Source organism: Brevundimonas sp. Bb-A (assembly GCF_009394735.1).
Taxonomy (GTDB): domain Bacteria; phylum Pseudomonadota; class Alphaproteobacteria; order Caulobacterales; family Caulobacteraceae; genus Brevundimonas; species Brevundimonas aurantiaca.
On sequence record NZ_CP045456.1, the window covers coordinates 3,182,402 to 3,201,306 of the forward strand.

Here is an 18,905-nt window from a genome sequence, read left to right on the forward strand (position 1 = left end):
TTGCTCGAGCAACAGCCCATGGCGGCAATAATATTTGCCTCACACCGCCGCTTTGCTGCATATGCGAGGGATGCATAAGACCCTGAAGCAAGGCGGGACTTTCGTGGTCGAACCCCGCCGCCTGTCCAAGGCCTCCGCCGAACTGCGCGCGCGCGGTTTCGGTGAGATCACGATTCCGCCCTCGACCGAGACGGCGGAGAAACAGGCGTCGCGCTGCACCGACTGCGGCGTGCCGTTCTGCCAGAACGCCTGCCCGCTTCAGAACAACATTCCCGACTGGCTGCGCCTGTCGGCCGAGAACGAGGCGCAGGAGGCGTGGCGCGTGGCGTCCCTGACCTCCACCATGCCCGAAATCTGCGGCCGCATCTGTCCGCAGGACCGGCTGTGCGAAGGCGGCTGCACCCTGAACCAGTCCGGCTGGGACGCCGTGACCATCGGCTCGGTCGAGGCCTGGCTGGGGGATCAGGCCTTCGCCAACGGTTGGGTCGAACCGATCCGGCCTGCGGCCGAGCGCGGCGAGAGCGTCGGCATCGTCGGGGCGGGACCGGCCGGTCTGGCCGCCGCCGACCGGCTGCGCAGTGAAGGCTATCAGGTCACCGTCTATGACCGTCATGACCGGGCCGGCGGCCTGCTGATCTACGGCATTCCCGGCTTCAAGCTGGAGAAGCACGTGGTCCAGCGTCGCGTGGACCGTCTGATCGACGGCGGCGTTCAGTTCGTCCTGGGCTGCGAGGTCGGCAAGGACGTGACCCTGACCGAGTTGCGCGACCGCCATGACGTGGTCCTCCTGGCCATGGGCGTCTACCAGCCCCGCGTCCTGTCGGCGCCGGGGCGTGGCCCGGACTCCACCGTGGCGGCCCTCTCCTATCTGACGCACCAGAACCGGCGCGACCTGGGCGACGCCGAACAGGACGGCTGGCACGAGGCGCGCGGCAAGCGGGTGGTGGTGATCGGCGGCGGCGACACGGCTATGGACTGCGTCCGCACCGCGATCCGCCAGGGCGCGGCCTCCGTCACCTGCCTGTATCGTCGCGACCGGGAGAACATGCCCGGCTCGGCCCGCGAGGTGGTCAACGCCGAGGAGGAAGGCGTCGTCTTCGAATGGCTGGGCGCACCCAAGGCCCTATTGTCTCAGGGCGACCGCGTCACCGGCGTCCGCGCCGCGCGGATGCAACTGACCGAGGCGGCCCCCGGCGAGCGGCGCGACATCGTGCCCGTGCCCGGCGCCGACTTCGATATTCCGGCCGACATCGTCATCGAGGCCCTGGGCTTTTCGCCCGAGCCCTTCGCGGCGCATGAGCCGAACCTGACACTCCGCGACGACGGCACGATCAAGGTCGGCGCCGTCAGCTTCGCCACCAGCCTGCCCGGCGTCTTCGCCGCCGGCGACGCGGTGCGCGGGGCCTCGCTGGTCGTCTGGGCTGTGCGGGAGGGACAGGACGCCGCCGCCGAGATCGACCGTTACCTGAAGACCCGCACCGAGGAGGTCGCGGCATGACCGATTGGCTGAACAAGTACGAACAGACCCGCGACCGGCTGGAAGCCGAACACGCCTATGACCGCAGCTCCGAACGCGACGCCTGCGGCGTGGGCCTGGTCTGCTCCATCGACGGCACGCCGCGCCGCGACGTGGTCGAATATGCGATCCGCAGCCTGAAGGCCGTGGCCCACCGCGGCGCCGTCGATCCCGACGGCCTGTCCGGCGACGGCGCCGGCGTCATGTGCGAACTGCCGCAGGGCTTCTTCGCCGACCAGGTGGCCTCGATCGGTCAGTCCGTGCGGCCCGGTCCGATCTGCGTGGGCCAGGTCTTCCTGCCGCGCACGGACCTGGGGGCCCAGGACCGCGCCCGCGCCATTGTCGAAACCGAGGCCCTGCGCGCCGGCTTCTGGATCTACGGCTGGCGCCAGACGCCCATCGACCTGTCGGTCGTCGGGACCAAGGCCGGCGCCACCCGGCCCGAGATCGAACAGATCATGCTGGCCCCGCCGCTGGACGACGCGGGCCAACCGCTGGACGGCGAGGCGCTGGAACGCGAACTGTATCTGTGCCGCCGCCGCATCGAAAAGACGGTCAAGACCGAGAACCTGGCCGGCGTCTATATCTGCACCCTGTCCGCGCGCTCCATCGCCTACAAGGGCATGGTGCGGGCCGAACTGCTGGGCGACCTGTATCCCGATCTGGAAGACCCGCGCTTCGTTTCGGCCTACGCCGTCTTCCACCAGCGCTATTCGACAAACACCTTCCCGGAATGGAAGCTGGCCCAGCCCTTCCGCATGCTGGCCCACAACGGCGAGATCAACACGCTGAAGGGCAATCTGAACTGGATGAAGTCGCACGAGATCCGCATGGCCGCCCAGGCCTTCGGGGATCGCGACCGCGAGGTGAAGCCGGTGGTCCAGCCGGGCGGGTCGGACTCGGCCGCCCTGGACAATGTGATGGAGGTGCTGGTCCACGCCGGTCGCCCCGCGCCGATGGCCAAGGCCCTGCTGATCCCCGAGGCCTGGGCCAAGGACGACGTCGTCATGCCGCCCGAACACCGGGCCTTCTACGCCTATTGCAATGCGGTGATGGAGCCGTGGGACGGTCCGGCCGCCATCTGCGCCGCCGACGGCCGCTGGGTGGTGGCGGGCAAGGACCGGAACGGCCTGCGCCCCCTGCGGGCGGTCGAAACCGTGGACGGCCTCTTGATGGCCGGCTCCGAAGCGGGCCTGGTCCCCATCCCCGAAAGCCGGGTGAAGCGCCGCCTGCACATCGGCCCCGGCAAGCTGATCGCCGTCGATATGAAGCACGGCCGTCTCTACGACGAGCATGAGGCCATCGACGCCCTGGCCGCCGCCCACCCCTATACGGAGTGGCTGGACAATATGGTGGATCTGGAGCCGATCATCGGCCCCGGACCGGAACCGCGTTCGGCCTCCGGCGAGGACCTGACCCGCCGCCAGATCGCCGCCGGCTTCAGCCGCGAAGATCTGGATCTGCTGCTGGACGCCCTGGTGCGCGACGGCAAGGAGGCGGTCGGCTCCATGGGCGACGACGCCCCGCCGGCGGTTCTGTCGGCCCTGCCGCGCCCGCTGAGCCACTATTTCCGCCAGAACTTCAGCCAGGTGACAAATCCGCCCATCGACCCCCTGCGCGAAGCCGGGGCGATGAGCCTGAAGACCCGGTTCAAGAACCTGGGCAACATCCTGGCTCAGGAAGAGGCGCAGACCGACGTCTTTGTTCTGGACAGCCCCGTCCTGACCAACGGCATGTACGAGCGGATGGTCGCGACTGTCGGCGCGGGTTCGACCGTGGTCATCGACTGCAGCTATGACGTCCCGGCCGACGACGCGCGGCCCGGCGCGGGCCTGCGCGCGGCCCTGGACCGGATCATGGACGAGGCCGAGGCCGCCGCCCGTGACGGCGCCGCCCTGATCGTGCTGACCGACCAGCAAAGCTCGGCGACGCGACTGGCGGCCCCGATGATCCTGGCCACGGCCGGGGTTCACGGGCGGCTGACCGCGGCGGGTCTGCGGACCTATTGCTCGATCGTGGTCCGCACCGCCGAGACCCTGGACCCGCATGGGTTCGCGGTTCTGGTCGGGGTCGGCGCCACCACCGTCAACGCCTGGCTGGCCCAGGACCTGTTCCAGGAGCGTCTGGACCGGGGTCTGTACCCCGGCCTGACCCTGCGCGACGCCTGTCTGAACTACAAGAAGGGCATCGAGGCGGGCCTCTTGAAGACCCTGGCGCGCAAGGGGATCAGCGTCATCTCCGCCTATCGCGGCGGATGCGAGTTCGAGGTGTTGGGCCTGTCGCGGGCCCTGACGGCCGAGTTCTTCCCCGGCGCCCCGTCGCGCATCTCCGGCATCGGGCTGGCGGGTCTGGAGCAGGCGGCGCTGAAGCGGCACAAGGTCGCCTGGGGCGAGGCCCAGCCCTCCCCCGCCATCGGCGGCTTCTTCAAGATCCGTGCGGGCGGCGAGGCTCACGCCCACGAGGCCAAGACCATCCATCTGCTGCAGGACGCCTGCAACCGGGGCGACTACCGCCGGTTCAAGCAGTTCTCGGAAGCCGTCAGAAACCAGCCGGACCTGTCGCTGCGCGACCTGCTGGACTTCCGCGAAGGGACGCCGATTCCCATTGATCAGGTCGAGAGCGTGTCGGACATCCGCCGCCGCTTCCTGACACAGGCCATGTCCCTGGGCGCCCTCGGCCCCGAGGCGCATGAGACGCTGAACATCGCCATGAACCGTATCGGCGCCCGCTCGGTCTCGGGCGAAGGCGGCGAGGATCCCGAACGCTATCACCCGCGCCCCAACGGCGACGACGCCAACTCGGCGGTGAAACAGGTGGCCTCGGGCCGGTTCGGCGTCACGGCCGAATATCTGAACCAGTGCCGCGAGATCGAGATCAAGGTGGCCCAGGGCGCCAAGCCCGGCGAGGGCGGGCAACTGCCCGGCTTCAAGGTGACCGAGTTCATCGCCCGGATGCGCCACGCCGTGCCCGGCACGACCCTGATCAGCCCGCCGCCGCACCACGACATCTATTCGATCGAGGACCTGGCCCAGCTGATCTATGATCTGAAGGCCATCAACCCAGACGCCAAGGTGACGGTGAAGCTGGTGTCCGCCTCGGGCATCGGGGCCATTGCGTCCGGGGTGGCCAAGGCCAATGCCGACGCCATTCTGATCGCCGGCCACAACGGCGGCACCGGCGCCTCGCCCCAGACCTCGATCAAACACGCCGGCCTGCCCTGGGAGATCGGCCTGGCCGAGGCCCATCAGGTGCTGACGCTGAACAATCTGCGCGGCTCAGTCACGCTGAGGACGGACGGCGGGGTCCGCACCGGCCGCGACGTCGTCATCGCCGCCATGCTGGGCGCCGAGGAATACGGGGTCGGCACCGCCGCCCTGATCGCCATGGGCTGTCTGATGGTGCGCCAGTGCCATTCGAACACCTGCCCCGTCGGCGTCTGCTCCCAGGACGAGCGGCTGCGCGAGAAGTTCACCGGCACGCCGGACAAGGTGGTCAACCTGTTCACCTTCATCGCCGAGGAGACACGCGAGATTCTGGCCTCGATCGGCGCCCGGACGATGGACGAGATCATCGGCCGCACCGACCTGTTGCGTCAGGTCCGGCGCGGCGGGGCGCACCTGGACGACCTCGATCTGAACCCCCTGCTGGTCCAGGTCGACGAGGGCGCCGCCGGCAAATGGGCCGACAAGGGCCGCAAGCCCATCGCCGACAGTCTGGACGCCCGGGTGCTGAAGGATGCGGTGCGCTTCCTGGATCGGGGCCAGACGCTGGAGCTGTCCTATCCGCTGAACAACACCCAGCGCACGGTCGGCGCCGCCGTCTCGTCCGCCATCGTGCGGCGTTTCGGTTCCCAGGGTCCGGCCGGACGGCTGAAGCTGCGTCTGGAAGGCATCGCCGGCCAGAGCTTCGGCGCCTTTGCGGCCAAGGGGCTGGAACTGCACCTGACGGGCGAGGCCAACGACTATGTCGGCAAGGGCCTCTCGGGGGCCGAGATTTCGATCCGCACGCCGGAATGGCGCGAGGATCAGCTGATCTGCGGCAACACGACCCTGTACGGGGCCACCTCGGGCCGGCTGTTCGTCGCCGGCGCGGCGGGCGAGCGGTTCGCGGTGCGCAACTCGGGCGCCGAAGCCGTGGTCGAGGGCCTGGGCGCCCACGGCTGCGAATATATGACCGGCGGCCGGGTGGTCGTGCTGGGCTCGGTCGGCTGGAACCTGGCGGCGGGCATGAGCGGCGGCGAGCTGTTCGTGCTGGACCAGCCGGGCCACGCCGAGCGCGCCCTGAACGGCGATCTGGCGGGCGTGACCGACATCGACGCGGCCGCGGCCGAACGACTGCGCGAACTGGTCGAGGCGCACCTGGCCGCGACGGCCTCGCCCTTGGCGCGGCGCCTGTTGAGCGACTGGGACAACACGCTTGACCGTTTCGTTCGCATCGTACCGCTCACGGACATTGTCAGGGCGGAGGAACGGCTTAAGACTTCGGCCTGAAGCCTGGTTGCGCCGTTCCTTCCTCTCCTCCCCGAGACGCCTGAAATGACCCGAACCGCCGCCCTTTCCGCCTTCACCGCCGTCGGGGCGGCGTCGCTCGCCTCACCGGCCCTGGCGGCGCCCGCCCTGCTGGCCCACCAGGCGCCGCTGGTCATCGACAATGCGGCGACGGCCTGGATTCTGACCTCCACCGCCCTGGTTCTGCTGATGACCCTGCCGGGCCTGGCCCTGTTCTACGGCGGCATGGTCAGGAAGAAGAACATCATCAGCGTCATCGCCCAGTCGGCGGCGGCCTTCGCCCTCGTCTCGGTGCTGTGGTTCCTGGTCGGCTACAGCCTGTCGTTCGGCAAGGGGCCCGATGCGGTCAACGGTCTGATCGGCGGGGTCCAGGCGGCCTTCCTGAACGGGGTGACGATGCAGACGGCGCACAGCCTGCTGCCGGGCCTGCCCGAACTGTTGTTCGTCAGTTTCCAGATGACCTTCGCCATCATAACCCCGGCCCTGATCGCCGGCGCCTTCGCCGAACGAATGAAGTTTTCGGCCAGCCTGCTGTTCTTCGCCCTGTGGCACCTGATCGTCTATGCGCCGATCTGCCATCAGGTCTGGGGCGGCGGCTATCTGGGCGGACTGGGGGTGCTGGATTTCGCGGGCGGTGCGGTGGTTCACGTCAATGCGGGCGTCGCCGGCCTGGTCTGCGCCCTGGTGCTGGGGCCGCGCCACGGCTTCGGCCGCGACAACATGGCCCCGGCCAATCTGGTCTATAGCGCCATCGGCACCGGCCTGCTGCTGGTCGGCTGGATCGGCTTCAACGCCGGGTCGGCCGGGGCGGCCGACGCCCTGGCCGCCACCGCCGCCTTCAACACCATCCTGGCCGCCGCCGCCGCCGCCCTGGGCTGGATGGCGATCGAATGGTTTGACCGCAAGCGCCCGACCCTGCTGGGCCTGCTGTCCGGCATCGTGGGGGGTCTGGTCGCCATCACGCCCGCCGCCGGCTTTGTCGATCCCAAGGGCGCCTTCTTCATCGGCCTGATCGCCGGCCCGGCCTGCTACGCCGGAGCGGTCTGGCTGAAGCACGCCCTGAAATATGACGACAGTCTGGACGCCTTCGGCGTGCACGGGATCGGCGGCATCGTCGGCGCCCTTTTGACCGGCGTCTTCGCCACCACCAGCGTCAACGCCCTGTCCGAGGGCGCGACCGTCTGGAAACAGGCCGTGGGCCTGGCCGGCGCAATCGCCTGGAGCGCGGCGGGCACCTTCCTGGTCTTGATGATCTGCAAGTTCACCACCGGCCTGCGCGTCGCCAGGGACGAAGAGGTCGAGGGGCTGGACTATACCCAGCATGGCGAAGCCATCCACTGAGGTCATGGACAGGGGCGGTTGATCCCGTCCCCGTCCGCCCCCATCTTCATCTGTGATCGAAGGTCTTGCCGTTTGCGGGAGACCGTCGGTCGGTCGCTTTTTCGAGGACCCAGATGACGACGACCCGCACCGTTCTGTTCGACAGCCCCTTTCTGCTGGGCTTTGACCATACGCGCGCCCTGATCGACCGCGCCGCCAAGGCCGCCGCCGAGAGCTATCCGCCCTATAATGTCGAGCAGATCGCCGACACGGGGGTTCGGATCAGCCTGGCTGTCGCCGGCTTTTCGCCGGACGAGCTGGCCATCACGCTTGAGGGGCGTCAGCTGATCATCGCCGGCAAGCGCGACGAGGCCGGCAAGGGCGAACAGGCCTTCCTGCATCGCGGCATCGCCTCGCGCGGCTTCGTCAGGAGCTTCGTCCTCGCCGACGGGCTGGAGGTTCAGGGCGCGCGACTGGAACACGGTCTGCTGCATGTCGATCTGATCCGGCCCGAGGCGGAACGCCAGGTGCGGCGCATTCCCATCACGGCGGGCTGAAAAGCGCGACCGTTCGAACCGCCCGGCGATCCGGGCGTTGTGAAATCAAAGGAGGCGGTCCTATGACGCCGATTATGACCAAGGAAGATTTTGCGGGCCTAGGCGCCCCTGACCTCGTCTATGTGCGCGAGGTGAAGGCGTCCGACCTGCTGGAAGAGGCGGTCGAGATGAAGGATGTCGCCTTCGACCCGAACCAGTCGCTCTACGCCGTCCACAGCGCCGACGGCGAACGCCTGGCGGTGATGCTGGACCGCGACACCGCCTTTGCGGCCGCCGTGGCCCACGAGCTGGAGCCCGTCTCGGTTCACTGAGCGGAAATGGAAGAGGCCGCCGCCTGCTGTCAGGCGGCGGTCGCGGGGGCGTCGTCCTTGACGAACAGGGCGCGGATCGCATCGGCGGTGCGCGCCTGACGCAACTGTTCCCTCAGCTCGGCCGAACGCAGGGCGCGAGACGCCGCCGCCAGGGCGCGCAGATGCTCGGCCCCATCCTTGGGCGGGGCGAACAGGGCGAACAGAAGATCCACCGGGCGATCGTCGACGGCGTCATAGGCGACCGGCGAATCCAGCCGCACGAAGACGGCCGTGACCCGGTCGATCTCCTTCAGCCGGGCGTGCGGCACGGCGACGCCCGACCCAAGGCCGGTGGAGCCCAGGGCTTCGCGCTCCAGCAGGGCTTCGAACACGCGGGTCTGATCCACCCCCATCGCCTGGGCGGCCGCCTCAGCGACCGCGTGCAGCGCTTGCCGCTTGGAAGAAGCGCCGCCGCGCAGCACTACGCCGTTGGGCGCCAGGAGGTCTGCGATATGCATTGTAGCCGACTCCAGACAGGCGAATGGCTGTCGCGGGCGCCCCTTTAGAGGCTCCCGCGACAAAGTCAAACGCGGCTGTTCACCTAGTGGCCGTTGGTCTTGCCGGTGCGCTCGGGGTCGATCCAGCCGACATTGCCGTCAGGACGGCGATAGACGACCGACAGACCGCCGTGGGCGGCGTTGCGGAACAGGACGACCGGATAGCCCGTCATGTCCAGCTCGAGCACGGCCCGCCCGACGGTGATGGTGCGGATCTCATGCTCGGTTTCGGCGATGACCATGCCGACCGGGGGCGGACCGTCGCTGTCGCCGGCGTCGCCGAAGACGTCGTCCTCCACGCTGTCGGGGTCCCGCAGCACGATGCTGCGGGCGACTTCGCGCGCGGCGTCTTCGGTCTTTTCAGGCGACAGACCCTTGGGTCCGATATGGTGGTCCTTGAGCCGGCGCTTGTAGCGGCGGACGCGCTTTTCGAGACGGTCCAGCGCCTCGGTGAAGGCGGAGTGGGCGTCGCCGCCCATACCCGTCGTCACCAGAGTCTGGCCCGACGCGAGGCGGACCCAACAGTCCACCTTGAAGCCGTGGCCGTCCTTGGACACCACGACCTCGGCGTCGTCACCGCCGCGGGCGAAGTATTTTCCGACCCCTTCTTCGAGTTCCTGGGAGATGCGCGAGCCTAACGCTTCGCCGACATCCACTTGCTTGCCGCTGACTTGGACTTGCATGCGGATAGAACGCTCCCGCTCGCTTTTGGTGTCAATCGGGATCACCGATTTGTGGTCACGCTTGTCAGGCGCCCCTAACCATTCTGCGACGTTCGACGGACGACGGAATTCTCAAGGCTTCCCGATACTTGGCGACTGTGCGGCGGGCGATGTCGATGCCGGTTTCCTTAAGGATTTCGACGATTCTGTCGTCGGACAAAATGTCCCCCCCCAGGCTCTCGCCGTCGATCATGGTTTTTATCTTATGACGGACGGCTTCGGCCGAATGGCTGGCGGCGCCGTCGGTCGATTGGATGGCGGCGGTGAAGAAGAATTTCAGTTCGAACACCCCGCGCGGGGTCGAAACATATTTGTTCGAGGTGACGCGGCTGACCGTCGATTCATGCATGCCGATGGCGTCGGCGACCGTCTTCAGGTTCAGGGGCCGCAGGAACTCGACCCCGAAGGCCAGGAAGGCGTCCTGCTGACGCACGATTTCAGAGGCCACCTTCAGGATGGTCTTGGCCCTCTGATCCAACGACTTGACCAGCCAGCTGGCCTGGGCCGCGCATTCGGCGACGAAGGTCTTTTCCGTTTCCGACCGCGCGCCGGCCTGGACCAGTCCATGGTAGCGTTTGTCGATCAGCAGGCGCGGCAGGGTATCGGCGTTCAGTTCGACCCGCCAGCCGCCCGCCGGATCGGGCCGTACATGGACGTCAGGGACCACCGTCTGGGCGGGTTCGCCGCCGAAGCCGGCGCCGGGTCGCGGCGTCAGGCCCTTCAGCTCGGCGATCATCTCGTTCAGATCCTCGGCGTCGACGCCGCAGACCTTCTTCAGCCCCGCCATATCCCGACGCGCCAAAAGGTCCAGATTGTCCAGCAGGGCCGCCATGGCCGGATCGAAGCGATTGCGCTCGATCAGCTGCAGCTTCAGGCATTCGGGCACGGAACGGGCCATGACGCCGGTCGGTTCGAACCCGTGGCAGACGGCCAGGACGGCCTCGATCCGCGCCAGATCGACCCCCAGCCGATCGGCGAACTCCGCCAGTTCGCCGCGCAGATAGCCTCCTTCATCCGTCGCATCAATCAGGGTCAGGGCGATGCCGTGGTCGGCCGGCGACAGGCCCGCCGAAGAGGCCTGGGCCTGGAGATGCTCCCACAGGGTGGGTTCATGGGCGTCGGGGCGCTCGCCGTCGCCTTCGAACACGACGCCGCCCTTGCCGGCGCTGGACCAGTCCGACAGACCGGGCTGAGCCTCGTCGGTCAGGCGGTCGCTGGTGCGTTCTCCAGGCGCGGCGTCGCCGTAGACGTCGTCGGAACCGGCGTCCATCGCCGCGACCGAATCCTGGCCCACCCCTTCGCCGAAAGACATTTCCTGATCGGCGACGGGATCGGCCGCCCTTTCGGGCGCGTCAGCCTCTCCGCCCTCGGGCTCGTCGCGTTGCAGCAGCGGATTACGCTCCAGCTCGGCCTCGACGAACTCCTCCAGCTCGAGATTGGACAGTTGCAGCAGCTTGATCGCCTGCTGCAGCTGGGGCGTGATGACGAGCCCCTGCCCCTGTCTGATCTCTAGACGCTGCCCGATCACTTACGGTTTTCCTGCGGGCGCCAAAACTGGCCCGGAACTTGCTGTCGAGAGTGCCGCCCATTGGTTAACACCCGACAAACGGGGGGTACGGGCCCGTCCCGACCCGCACGTCTGAGCCTTGGCGACCGGCGGGCAGAGCGCCGCCGCCCTTCGATCAGATGTAGTTTTCGCCCAGATAGACCCGCCGCACCTCGGGGTCGTTGACCGCCTCGTCCGCCGTGCCTTCGAACAGGACCGCGCCGCCCGAGATGATCGAAACCCGATCAGTGATGTCCAGGGTCTCGCGCACATTGTGGTCGGTGATCAGGACGCCGATCCCCTGCCCCGCCAGATAGCGGATCACCGAACGGATGTCGGCGATGGCCAGGGGGTCGATGCCGGCGAAGGGCTCGTCCAGCAGGATGAAGGAGGGGCGTCCCGCAAGCGCCCGGGCGATCTCGACCCGACGCCGCTCGCCGCCCGACAGGGCGGTGGCCGGGGCGTGACGCAGATGGTCGATGTGCAGTTCCGCCAGCAGCCGCTCCGTCTCCGCCTCGACCCGGTCGCGCGGATAGTTCAATTCGGCCACGGCCTTGATGTTCTGCTCCACCGTCATGCCGCGGAAGATGGAGGCTTCCTGGGCCAGATAGCCCAGGCCCATCCGGCTGCGCTGATACATGGGCTGGCCGGTGATGTCCTCGCCGTCCAGCCAGATCGAGCCGGAGTCGGGCGGGATCAGGCCGGTGATCATATAGAAGCAGGTCGTCTTGCCGGCGCCGTTGGGGCCGAGCAGGCCCGCGACCTCGCCGCGCTGGACGGTCAGGGAGACGTCGCGCACCACCTGCCGGGCGCCGAACGCGCGGGCGATGTTGCGCACCCGCAGGCCCTTTTCCGCGCGCGCGACCTCAGGCGTCGGCTCGGGCGCCGGCCGATCGTCCAGATTCAGGGCTGAGAGTTCTTTACGCGCCAAAGGTCGAGATCCGTGCGGCCTTCCCGGACGGGCGCCTAGTTGGTTCCGTTGGGATAGAAGACGCCCTGGACCCGATTGCCGGCGGCGCCGCGCGGCGCGCCTTCCATACGAGCGGTCTGCGTATTGACGTTATAGACCAGACGCGATCCGGACAGGACATTCTGGCCCTGGGTCAGGATGACATTTCCCGTCACCACGATCTCGCCAGAGCCCAGATTATAGACCGCCCGATCGCCGCGCATGGTCTGCTCCGGCGTCACGAAATAGACCGATCCGGCCGCCTCGGCCCGCTCCAGATCGCCGCCCGATCCAGAGACCAGGGTCAGTTGGTCGGCGCGAAACCGATTGCCGCCTTGCACGGCCTCAGCCCGCCCCCGCAGAATGACCCGGTTCGGCGCATATTCGACCCCGTCCGCCCCATAGGCGACCGGCTGGTTCGAGCCCCGCGTCTGGGCGTCGCCGACGGCCGGCAAGGCCAAGAGGGCCATCGCCCCCGCCGCCGCGACCGCGGCCCGTGTTCCAAAGATCTTCATCATGGTCATTCGCCTGAACCCGAGGGGGTCAGAACCCCCCGCACCTTGTTGTCGCCGGAGCCTTTGAACACCACGCGCTCGCCCTGATCATAGATCGCATAGGACGAAGCGTTGATGGTTCCAATAGGGCCCGCGCCCTGAACGCCTTTTGAACCGGTGATGATTCCGGTCGAGGTGTCGACCACCGCCTCGGGCGTGGTCAGCACAAACCCCGTGCCCCCGTCCGAAATCCGCACATTGGGGCCGATGGTCACGGTCTTGGCCTGTTCGTCATAGGTGCCGCCGTCGGCGGTCATTTCGGTGACCTTGCGTCCGCCCAGGTTCAGCTTCAGCGCCGGGCCGATCAGGCGGAAACGGCCGGTCGCCGCATCGCGCACGGCGCCCTGGGCCCCGACGGTGAAGGCGCGGCCTTGCGCGTCCTGGCCGTGGAACAGGGGCTTGTCCAGGCGGACCTCCTGGCCCTGACTGGCCTTGCGCTCCACGCCGGACATGACGGTTCGGAAGACCGTCCAGGTCAGGACGCCCCCCGCCAGCACCAGGATGATGATCGGCAGGACGCGGCGATACAGTTTGACCCGGCGGGAATGGGCGCGCCAGCGCGCCCCGGCCAGGGCGACCCGCTGTTCGTCCGCCTCGATGCGGGTCTGTTCGCCGGGTTCGGTCAAGACGGCCTCAGCTGTGGGCGAAAATGTCGACCTCGTCCCATCCGGCGAGATCGAGCGCCGAACGGCTCGGCAGGAAGTCGAAGCAGCGGGCGGCCAGTTCGGCCCGCCCCTCGCGCGCCAGCATCTGATCCAGCCGCGCCTTGGCCGCATGCAGATAAAGAACGTCTGAGGCGGCGTAGTCCAGCTGGGCCGGGCTCAGCTCGGCCGCGCCCCAGTCGGACGACTGCTGCGCCTTGGACAGGTCCACTCCCACCAGCTCGCGCACCACGTCCTTCAGACCGTGGCGGTCCGTATAGGTGCGGGCCAGTTTGGAGGCGATCTTGGTGCAATAGACCGGCCGGGTCTCCACCCCCAGGTGCAGCTGGAACATGCCGATGTCGAAGCGGCCGAAGTGGAAGATCTTGGTCACGGCCGGGTCGGTCAGCAGCCGCTTCAGATTCGGACAGTCGTAGGCGGGACGGTTCAGCCGCACCACATGGGCGTTTCCGTCGCCGGACGACAGCTGGACCACGCACAGGGGGTCGCGACGGAAACGCAGGCCCATGGTCTCGGAATCGATGGCGACTTCCGCCCCCAGGTCCAGGTCGTCGGGCAGGTCGCCCTCATGCAGAAAAACAGTCATGGGCAGGTTCTTACACGGCGAAGGCGCGCGGCGAAACGGCCTCGCGACAGGCATGATGAGGGGCCGGAAACGACGACGGCGCCGTGTCCGAAAACACGGCGCCGTCTGAAAGATGGTGCCCAGAAGAGGACTCGAACCTCCACGGCCGTTAAGCCACTGGCACCTGAAGCCAGCGCGTCTACCAATTCCGCCATCTGGGCCCCGTCGGCAGCGCCTTGCGGCGTTTCCATCGGGAAGGCGCGGACCTCTAAGGGAGGGTCCGGGCGGGGTCAACAGGGATTTTTCATCGGCGGGCGGTTTTATTTTCCAAGCGTCGCCGCAGGGCGGCGTCCAGCCTGTGTTAAGCCTGTTCGCTTACCCCGCCTTGAGGCGAGCCGGCCTAGCATCCGCCCATGGCCCAGCCGACCCTGACCCAGACCACGCCCGATCGGCGCGCGGCCGTGCGGCGTCCCTACCGCCGTCAGCGACGGCCGGAGGAGCGGGTGCGCCTCTTGGGCGAGGCGGTCGATCTGGTCCGGCCCGAAGAGGTGCTGCACCATGTTCAGGCGGCGGTGGCAGAGGGCCGCAAGACCCTGATCGCCAACCACAATCTGCACAGCCTGCATCTGATCCAGACCCAGGCGGAGATGTGGGCCTTCTATGACCGCGCCGACCTGGTCCAGGTCGATTCGACGCCTCTGATCTGGTTCCTGCGCGCCCTCGGCCTGCCCGGTCGCGGCTTTCACCGATCCACCTATCTGGACTGGCGGGACCATTTCTGGAGCGTCGCCGACCGCCGGGGCTGGCGCGTCATGTCGATCGGCGGGGCGCCCGCCGTCGGCCCGGAGGCGGCCCGGCGCCTGGCCGAACGCTATCCTGGCGCGGAGATTCGCACCCGCCACGGCTTCTTCGACGCCCGCCCCGGATCTGCCGACAACGCCGACATCCTGGCGGACATCCGCGCCTTCTCGCCCCACATCCTGTTCGTCGGCATGGGCATGCCTCGCCAGGAGTCGTGGATCGCGACCGTGTTCGACGATCTGCCCGCCTGCGTCGTCTTTTCGGTCGGGGCGGCTTTCGACTATGAGGCCGGCGTCCAGAAGTCGGCGCCGCGCTGGATGGGCCGGGTCGGGCTGGAATGGGCCTATCGCCTGCTGCACGATCCCCGGCGCCTGTTTCACCGCTATTGCGTCGAACCGTGGAGCCTGGCGCCTCTGGCCTTGCGTGAACTTACCGCCGCCTTCGCCCGACGACGCCAAGCGGATTGATCTAAATCCTACTTGGCAGATAGATATTTATCGGCATGATCGACTTCCGCCTCCGCCCGTCGTGTATGGGTGAAGGGTCGCCCCACGGCATTACGGGAGCATCGATGTCGCAAGACCATGGACCCAGGGTGGCGATCATCGGCGCCGGCTTCAGCGGCCTGCTGACCGCGATACAGCTTTTGAGGCGGTCGCCCGTCGTGCAGGTGACGCTGATCGAGCGGCGCGACGCCTTCGGTCCCGGCGTCGCCTATGACACCGGCAATCCCGGCCATCTGCTGAACGTCCGCCTGGACAATATGAGCGCCTTTCCCGACCGACCCGACCATCTGGCGAACTGGCTGGCGGAACAGCCGTCCTGGCGCGCCCAGGACGGCTTCATCACACGCGGCGTGTACGGCGACTATCTGCGGCATCTGCTGGCGGAAACGCTCGAAGGCAATGCGGACGAGGCGGGGCGAATGACCCTCGTCCACGGCGAGGCCCAGGCGATCGACCGCCGCGACGGCGGTTGGCGGATCATGGTTGGTGCGGAAGTCATCGCGGCCGATGCGGTGATCCTGGCCCTGGGCAATCTGGAGCCCGCCTCCCCGCCCGGCGTCGATGCGACGGTCCGCGCCTCGGCCGTCTATGTCGAAAACCCGTGGCGTATCGACACGGCTGCGGTCGGAACTGCGCGCAACATCCTTCTGATCGGCTCCGGCCTGACCATGGTGGATGCGGTCCTGACGCTTCGGCGACCGGGACGGCGGTTCACCGCCCTGTCCAGGCACGGCCTCCTGCCCCGCGGCCACGCCACGGTTCCACCGGCGCCCTTCGACGGCGCCTTTTCGGGCGGTCCGTCCGAAGTCCTGTCCCAAGTGCGGCGCGCCGTCCTGACCCACGATTGGCGGGCTGTGTTCGATCGCCTAAGGCACGGCGCCCGCGACCTGTGGCGCGCCTGGACGCCGCAGCAGAAGCGCCGCTTCCTGCGTCATCTTCGCCCCTTGTGGGATGTTCACCGCCACCGGACGGCGCCGGGCGTGACGCGAGAAATCGCCGCCATGCTGGCTGCGGGGGATCTGACGGTGCTGGCGGGCAAGCTGACCGGAGTGGTGCTGGACGACGGTTCGGTCGCGGCCGCCTGGCGGCCGCGCCACCGTCGCCGGCCGATCCGGGACAGGTTTGACCTGGTGATCAACTGCACCGGCCCGCTGGGCGTCATTCAGCACAGCGCCGAGCCGGTGATCCGCAATCTGCTGGCCCAGGGCTACGGTCGGCCCGATCCGATCGGCCTGGGGCTGGAGGTCGATCAGGGCGGGCAACTGATCGGGGGCGAGGGCGCCCCAACCCCTGACCTTTACGCCATCGGCCCTTTGACCCGCGGCGCCTTTTGGGAAATGACCGCCGTGCCCGATCTGCGAGGGCAGGCGCGGGACTTGGCGGCGGTGGTGGCAGACCGACTGACGAACGCCGACGGCTCGGTCAGATCGGCATGGCCATGATTTCCTTATAGGCCGAGATGACCTGGTCGCGGACGGACATCACCGTCTCCAGCGACGCCTCGGCCGAGCTCAGCGCCGTGACCACGTCGATCAGATTGCCCTGGCCCTGGATCGACTTGGTCATCTGGGTCTCGGCCGCCCGCGTCTGGTCGGCGAGCCCGGTCATGGCGCTCTTGACCAGGTCGGCGAAGCCGTTGTCGCCGACGGCCGGCGGCTGGGCGGCGACGGGCATGGCCCCGCCCTGGACGGCGGCATAGGCCTTGGCGGCCATCATCGGGTTCATGGCCTAGTCCCTCAGCGTTTGATGATGTCGAGGGTGCGGCTGTCCATCGACCGCGCCGTCTCGATGACGTTCAGATTGGCCTCATAGGCCCGCTGGGCCTCGCGCATGTCCATGGCCTCGACCAGGGTGTCGACATTGGGTCGCATCACATAGCCCTGGGCGTTGGCCGCCGGATGGGAGGGGTCGTAGTCCATCTTGAAATCGCTGTCGTCGGGGCGGACCTCGGCCAAGGCGACGCCGGTCGCGCCGTCCACCTCTCGTGCCTGAAAGACGGGGATCTGCCGACGATAGGGCTCGCCGCCCGGCGTGCGGGCCGTGGACTGGGCGTTGGCGATGTTCTCGGCGATCACGCGCATGCGCGACTGCTGGGCCTTCAGAGCCGAGGCCGCCACGGCCATGGCGCTGTTCGAGGGGGGGACGGGATCAGGCATGGGTCAGGCCTCCGGTTCAGGCCGCGCCGGGCTTGCGCGCGGCCATGCGGATCATCGACATGGACTTCTGGTAGAAGCCGATGGCGGCGTCATAGGCCATGCGGCTCTCGGCCATCTTCAGCATCTGCTCTTCGACCACCACCGAATTGCCGTCCAGGGTCGTCTCAGAGTCCGGGGACTTGGACGAATCAAAGCGGGGCGGCGCCACGGCGGGCGCCATATGGGCCCGGTTGGTCCGCACCATCGGCAGTCCGCCGCCGGAGCGCAGGGCCGCGGCGAAGTCGCTGGGCTGTTTCAGGTCGCGGCCGACGAAGCCGGGGGTGTCGGCGTTGGCCACGTTTTCGGCGATGACCTTCTGGCGGGCGTCCAGCCAGCCCAGCCGGCCCTTGATCTGTCCCAGCAGCGGAATGTCGGCGACGCCCATGGCGGTCTCCCGTGCGGCGCAAAAATGCGCGATGGGCAGAAAATGCCGCCTCCATGGTTAATAGGGCGTTATCTCAACGGCTCGTTAACCAGGCTGATTAAGACTTGGGGTCACAGCGCCGACTGCGCCGGGGCCCAAAGCGTATGAACTTCCTCGATCTCGCCCGCGCCGTCTTCGGCCTGGCCTTCACCCTGGGCCTGATCGGCCTGGCGGCCTACGCCGCGCGCCGCTACGCCCCCCAGCTGCTGGCCCGGCTGAACGCCGAACGCGGCGAACGGCGGATGCAGGTGGTCGAGACCCTGGTGCTGGACCCCGCCCGCCGTCTGGTCCTGGTTCGGATCGACGACGAGGAACGGCTGATCCTGCTGGGCGAAGGCCGCGAACTGATCGAGCCGCGCCAGCCGGGGATTTTCAAGTGAAGGACGCAAAACCGTTTTCCCCCCGCCGGAGCGGGGAGAAGGTCTTCACGGTTCCCGCCGCCTCCGAACTGAAGCGCGCGGCCCTCTTGTCGCTGATCACCACCCTGGTCTGCCTGGCCTGGCCGATCGCGGCCCTGGCCCAGGAAGCCGCTCAGTCCGGCTCGGCCATCAACATCGACCTGGGCACCGGGGCAGGCCTTACTCAGCGGGTGGTCCAACTGGTCGGACTGATGACCGTGCTGTCCCTGGCGCCGTCGATCGTCATCATGACCACCAGCTTCGTGCGGATCGTCGTGGTCCTGTCCCTGCTGCGCACCGCCCTCGGGATGCAGCAGTCGCCGCCGAACGCCGTTCTGGTGTCCCTGGCCCTGTTCTTGAGCGCCATCGTCATGGCCCCGACCTGGCAGGACGCCTATGATTCGGGCATCCGCCCGCTGCTGGATCAGCAGGTGGAACTGCCCCAGGCCTTCGACGCGGCGTCCGAACCTGTGAAAACTTTCATGCTGGCCCAGGTGGACCGTTCGGACCTGGCGCTCTTCACCCGACTGAGCCGCGTCGAGCCCCCGACCAACCTCCAGGAACTGCCCCTTCGGGTCGTCACCCCGGCCTTCATGATCAGTGAGCTGAAGAAGGCCTTCGAAATCGGATTTCTTCTTTTCGTTCCGTTCCTTGTCATCGACCTGGTGGTGGCCAGCGTACTGATGTCCATGGGTATGATGATGCTTCCGCCGGTGGTGGTTTCCTTACCTTTCAAACTGATCTTCTTCGTCCTGGTGGACGGCTGGAGACTGGTCGCCGGGAGCCTGGTGGAGAGCTTCCAGCGGGCGTCCGGAACCGGATAATCCCCGCCCCA

The 18,905-nt window shown here is 68.0% G+C and carries 19 protein-coding genes and 1 tRNA gene; 9 read left to right on the forward strand and 11 right to left on the reverse strand.

The genetic code is table 11. The features are described 5' to 3' along the window. Nucleotides 1-70: 70 nt before the first annotated feature. From BSP_RS15715 to BSP_RS15735, 5 genes are all read left to right on the forward strand, one after another. On the forward strand, nt 71-1,498 hold the full coding sequence (locus BSP_RS15715; RefSeq protein ID WP_152950958.1) for an NAD(P)-dependent oxidoreductase: 1,428 nt from the start codon (nt 71-73) through the stop codon (nt 1,496-1,498). Continuing rightward, the gene (gltB, locus tag BSP_RS15720) at nt 1,495-6,006 is read left to right on the forward strand and encodes a glutamate synthase large subunit (protein WP_152950959.1); all 4,512 of its coding nucleotides are present in this window, start codon (nt 1,495-1,497) and stop codon (nt 6,004-6,006) included. The genes BSP_RS15715 and gltB overlap by 4 nt, the downstream gene beginning before the upstream one ends. A 45-nt stretch (nt 6,007-6,051) precedes the next feature. Continuing rightward, nucleotides 6,052-7,365, forward strand: coding sequence for an ammonium transporter (locus BSP_RS15725; protein ID WP_152950960.1), 1,314 nt, complete (start codon nt 6,052-6,054; stop codon nt 7,363-7,365). A gap of 113 nt (nt 7,366-7,478) precedes the next feature. Further along, nucleotides 7,479-7,901 carry an Hsp20 family protein gene (locus BSP_RS15730; protein ID WP_152950961.1) on the forward strand — a complete coding sequence of 141 codons (423 nt, stop codon included), beginning with the start codon at nt 7,479-7,481 and terminating at the stop codon, nt 7,899-7,901. Nucleotides 7,902-7,963: 62 nt separating this feature from the next. After that, nucleotides 7,964-8,212: a DUF1150 domain-containing protein gene (locus BSP_RS15735; RefSeq protein WP_054766640.1), complete on the forward strand. Its 249-nt coding sequence runs from the start codon at nt 7,964-7,966 to the stop codon at nt 8,210-8,212. Between the two features lie 29 nt (nt 8,213-8,241). Here the strand turns inward: BSP_RS15735 and ptsN are convergent, their stop codons facing one another. From ptsN to BSP_RS15775, 8 genes are all read right to left on the reverse strand, one after another. Then, nucleotides 8,242-8,709 carry a PTS IIA-like nitrogen regulatory protein PtsN gene (ptsN, locus tag BSP_RS15740; protein ID WP_152950962.1) on the reverse strand — a complete coding sequence of 156 codons (468 nt, stop codon included), beginning with the start codon at nt 8,707-8,709 and terminating at the stop codon, nt 8,242-8,244. Nucleotides 8,710-8,792: 83 nt separating this feature from the next. After that, the gene (hpf, locus tag BSP_RS15745) at nt 8,793-9,431 is read right to left on the reverse strand and encodes a ribosome hibernation-promoting factor, HPF/YfiA family (protein WP_054766642.1); all 639 of its coding nucleotides are present in this window, start codon (nt 9,429-9,431) and stop codon (nt 8,793-8,795) included. A gap of 64 nt (nt 9,432-9,495) precedes the next feature. Next, nucleotides 9,496-10,998: an RNA polymerase factor sigma-54 gene (rpoN, locus tag BSP_RS15750; RefSeq protein WP_054766643.1), complete on the reverse strand. Its 1,503-nt coding sequence runs from the start codon at nt 10,996-10,998 to the stop codon at nt 9,496-9,498. A gap of 154 nt (nt 10,999-11,152) precedes the next feature. Further along, entirely contained in the window at nt 11,153-11,947 is a 795-nt protein-coding gene (lptB, locus tag BSP_RS15755) for an LPS export ABC transporter ATP-binding protein (RefSeq protein WP_054766644.1), read from the reverse strand. Nucleotides 11,948-11,982: 35 nt separating this feature from the next. Next, nucleotides 11,983-12,483 (reverse strand): LptA/OstA family protein, encoded by a 501-nt coding sequence (locus tag BSP_RS15760; protein WP_224764302.1) that lies wholly within the window; start codon nt 12,481-12,483, stop codon nt 11,983-11,985. Between the two features lie 2 nt (nt 12,484-12,485). Then, a complete protein-coding gene (gene lptC / locus BSP_RS15765; RefSeq protein WP_054766646.1) occupies nt 12,486-13,145 on the reverse strand; it encodes an LPS export ABC transporter periplasmic protein LptC in 660 nt (219 codons plus the stop codon). Nucleotides 13,146-13,152: 7 nt separating this feature from the next. Next, nucleotides 13,153-13,767 carry a ribonuclease D gene (locus BSP_RS15770; RefSeq protein WP_054766647.1) on the reverse strand — a complete coding sequence of 205 codons (615 nt, stop codon included), beginning with the start codon at nt 13,765-13,767 and terminating at the stop codon, nt 13,153-13,155. 113 nt (nt 13,768-13,880) lie between these two features. Beyond that, nucleotides 13,881-13,967, reverse strand: a tRNA-Leu gene (locus BSP_RS15775). Between the two features lie 192 nt (nt 13,968-14,159). Here BSP_RS15775 and BSP_RS15780 point away from each other — a divergent pair. Then, entirely contained in the window at nt 14,160-15,014 is an 855-nt protein-coding gene (locus BSP_RS15780; RefSeq protein WP_152950963.1) for a WecB/TagA/CpsF family glycosyltransferase, read from the forward strand. 104 nt (nt 15,015-15,118) lie between these two features. Next, the gene (locus BSP_RS15785; RefSeq protein WP_194166981.1) at nt 15,119-16,495 is read left to right on the forward strand and encodes an FAD/NAD(P)-binding protein; all 1,377 of its coding nucleotides are present in this window, start codon (nt 15,119-15,121) and stop codon (nt 16,493-16,495) included. Here the strand turns inward: BSP_RS15785 and BSP_RS15790 are convergent. From BSP_RS15790 to flgB, 3 genes are read right to left on the reverse strand one after another with little or no spacing between them, the layout of a single operon-like run. Next, nucleotides 16,476-16,778, reverse strand: a complete 303-nt coding sequence (locus tag BSP_RS15790; RefSeq protein ID WP_152950965.1) for a flagellar hook-basal body complex protein FliE — start codon at nt 16,776-16,778, stop codon at nt 16,476-16,478. The two genes, BSP_RS15785 and BSP_RS15790, sit on opposite strands and share 20 nt — an antisense overlap. An 11-nt stretch (nt 16,779-16,789) precedes the next feature. Then, complete coding sequence (flgC, locus tag BSP_RS15795) at nt 16,790-17,176, reverse strand: flagellar basal body rod protein FlgC (protein ID WP_054766651.1); 387 nt, start codon at nt 17,174-17,176, stop codon at nt 16,790-16,792. Nucleotides 17,177-17,225: 49 nt separating this feature from the next. Continuing rightward, complete coding sequence (flgB, locus tag BSP_RS15800; RefSeq protein WP_054766652.1) at nt 17,226-17,633, reverse strand: flagellar basal body rod protein FlgB; 408 nt, start codon at nt 17,631-17,633, stop codon at nt 17,226-17,228. Nucleotides 17,634-17,776: 143 nt separating this feature from the next. On the opposite strand from flgB, the gene BSP_RS15805 reads away from it, so the two are divergent. Both BSP_RS15805 and fliP read left to right on the forward strand, forming a co-directional pair. Continuing rightward, a complete protein-coding gene (locus BSP_RS15805; protein ID WP_152950966.1) occupies nt 17,777-18,052 on the forward strand; it encodes a flagellar biosynthetic protein FliO in 276 nt (91 codons plus the stop codon). A gap of 68 nt (nt 18,053-18,120) precedes the next feature. Continuing rightward, nucleotides 18,121-18,894 (forward strand): flagellar type III secretion system pore protein FliP, encoded by a 774-nt coding sequence (gene fliP, locus BSP_RS15810; protein ID WP_152951179.1) that lies wholly within the window; start codon nt 18,121-18,123, stop codon nt 18,892-18,894. Nucleotides 18,895-18,905 lie beyond the last annotated feature (11 nt).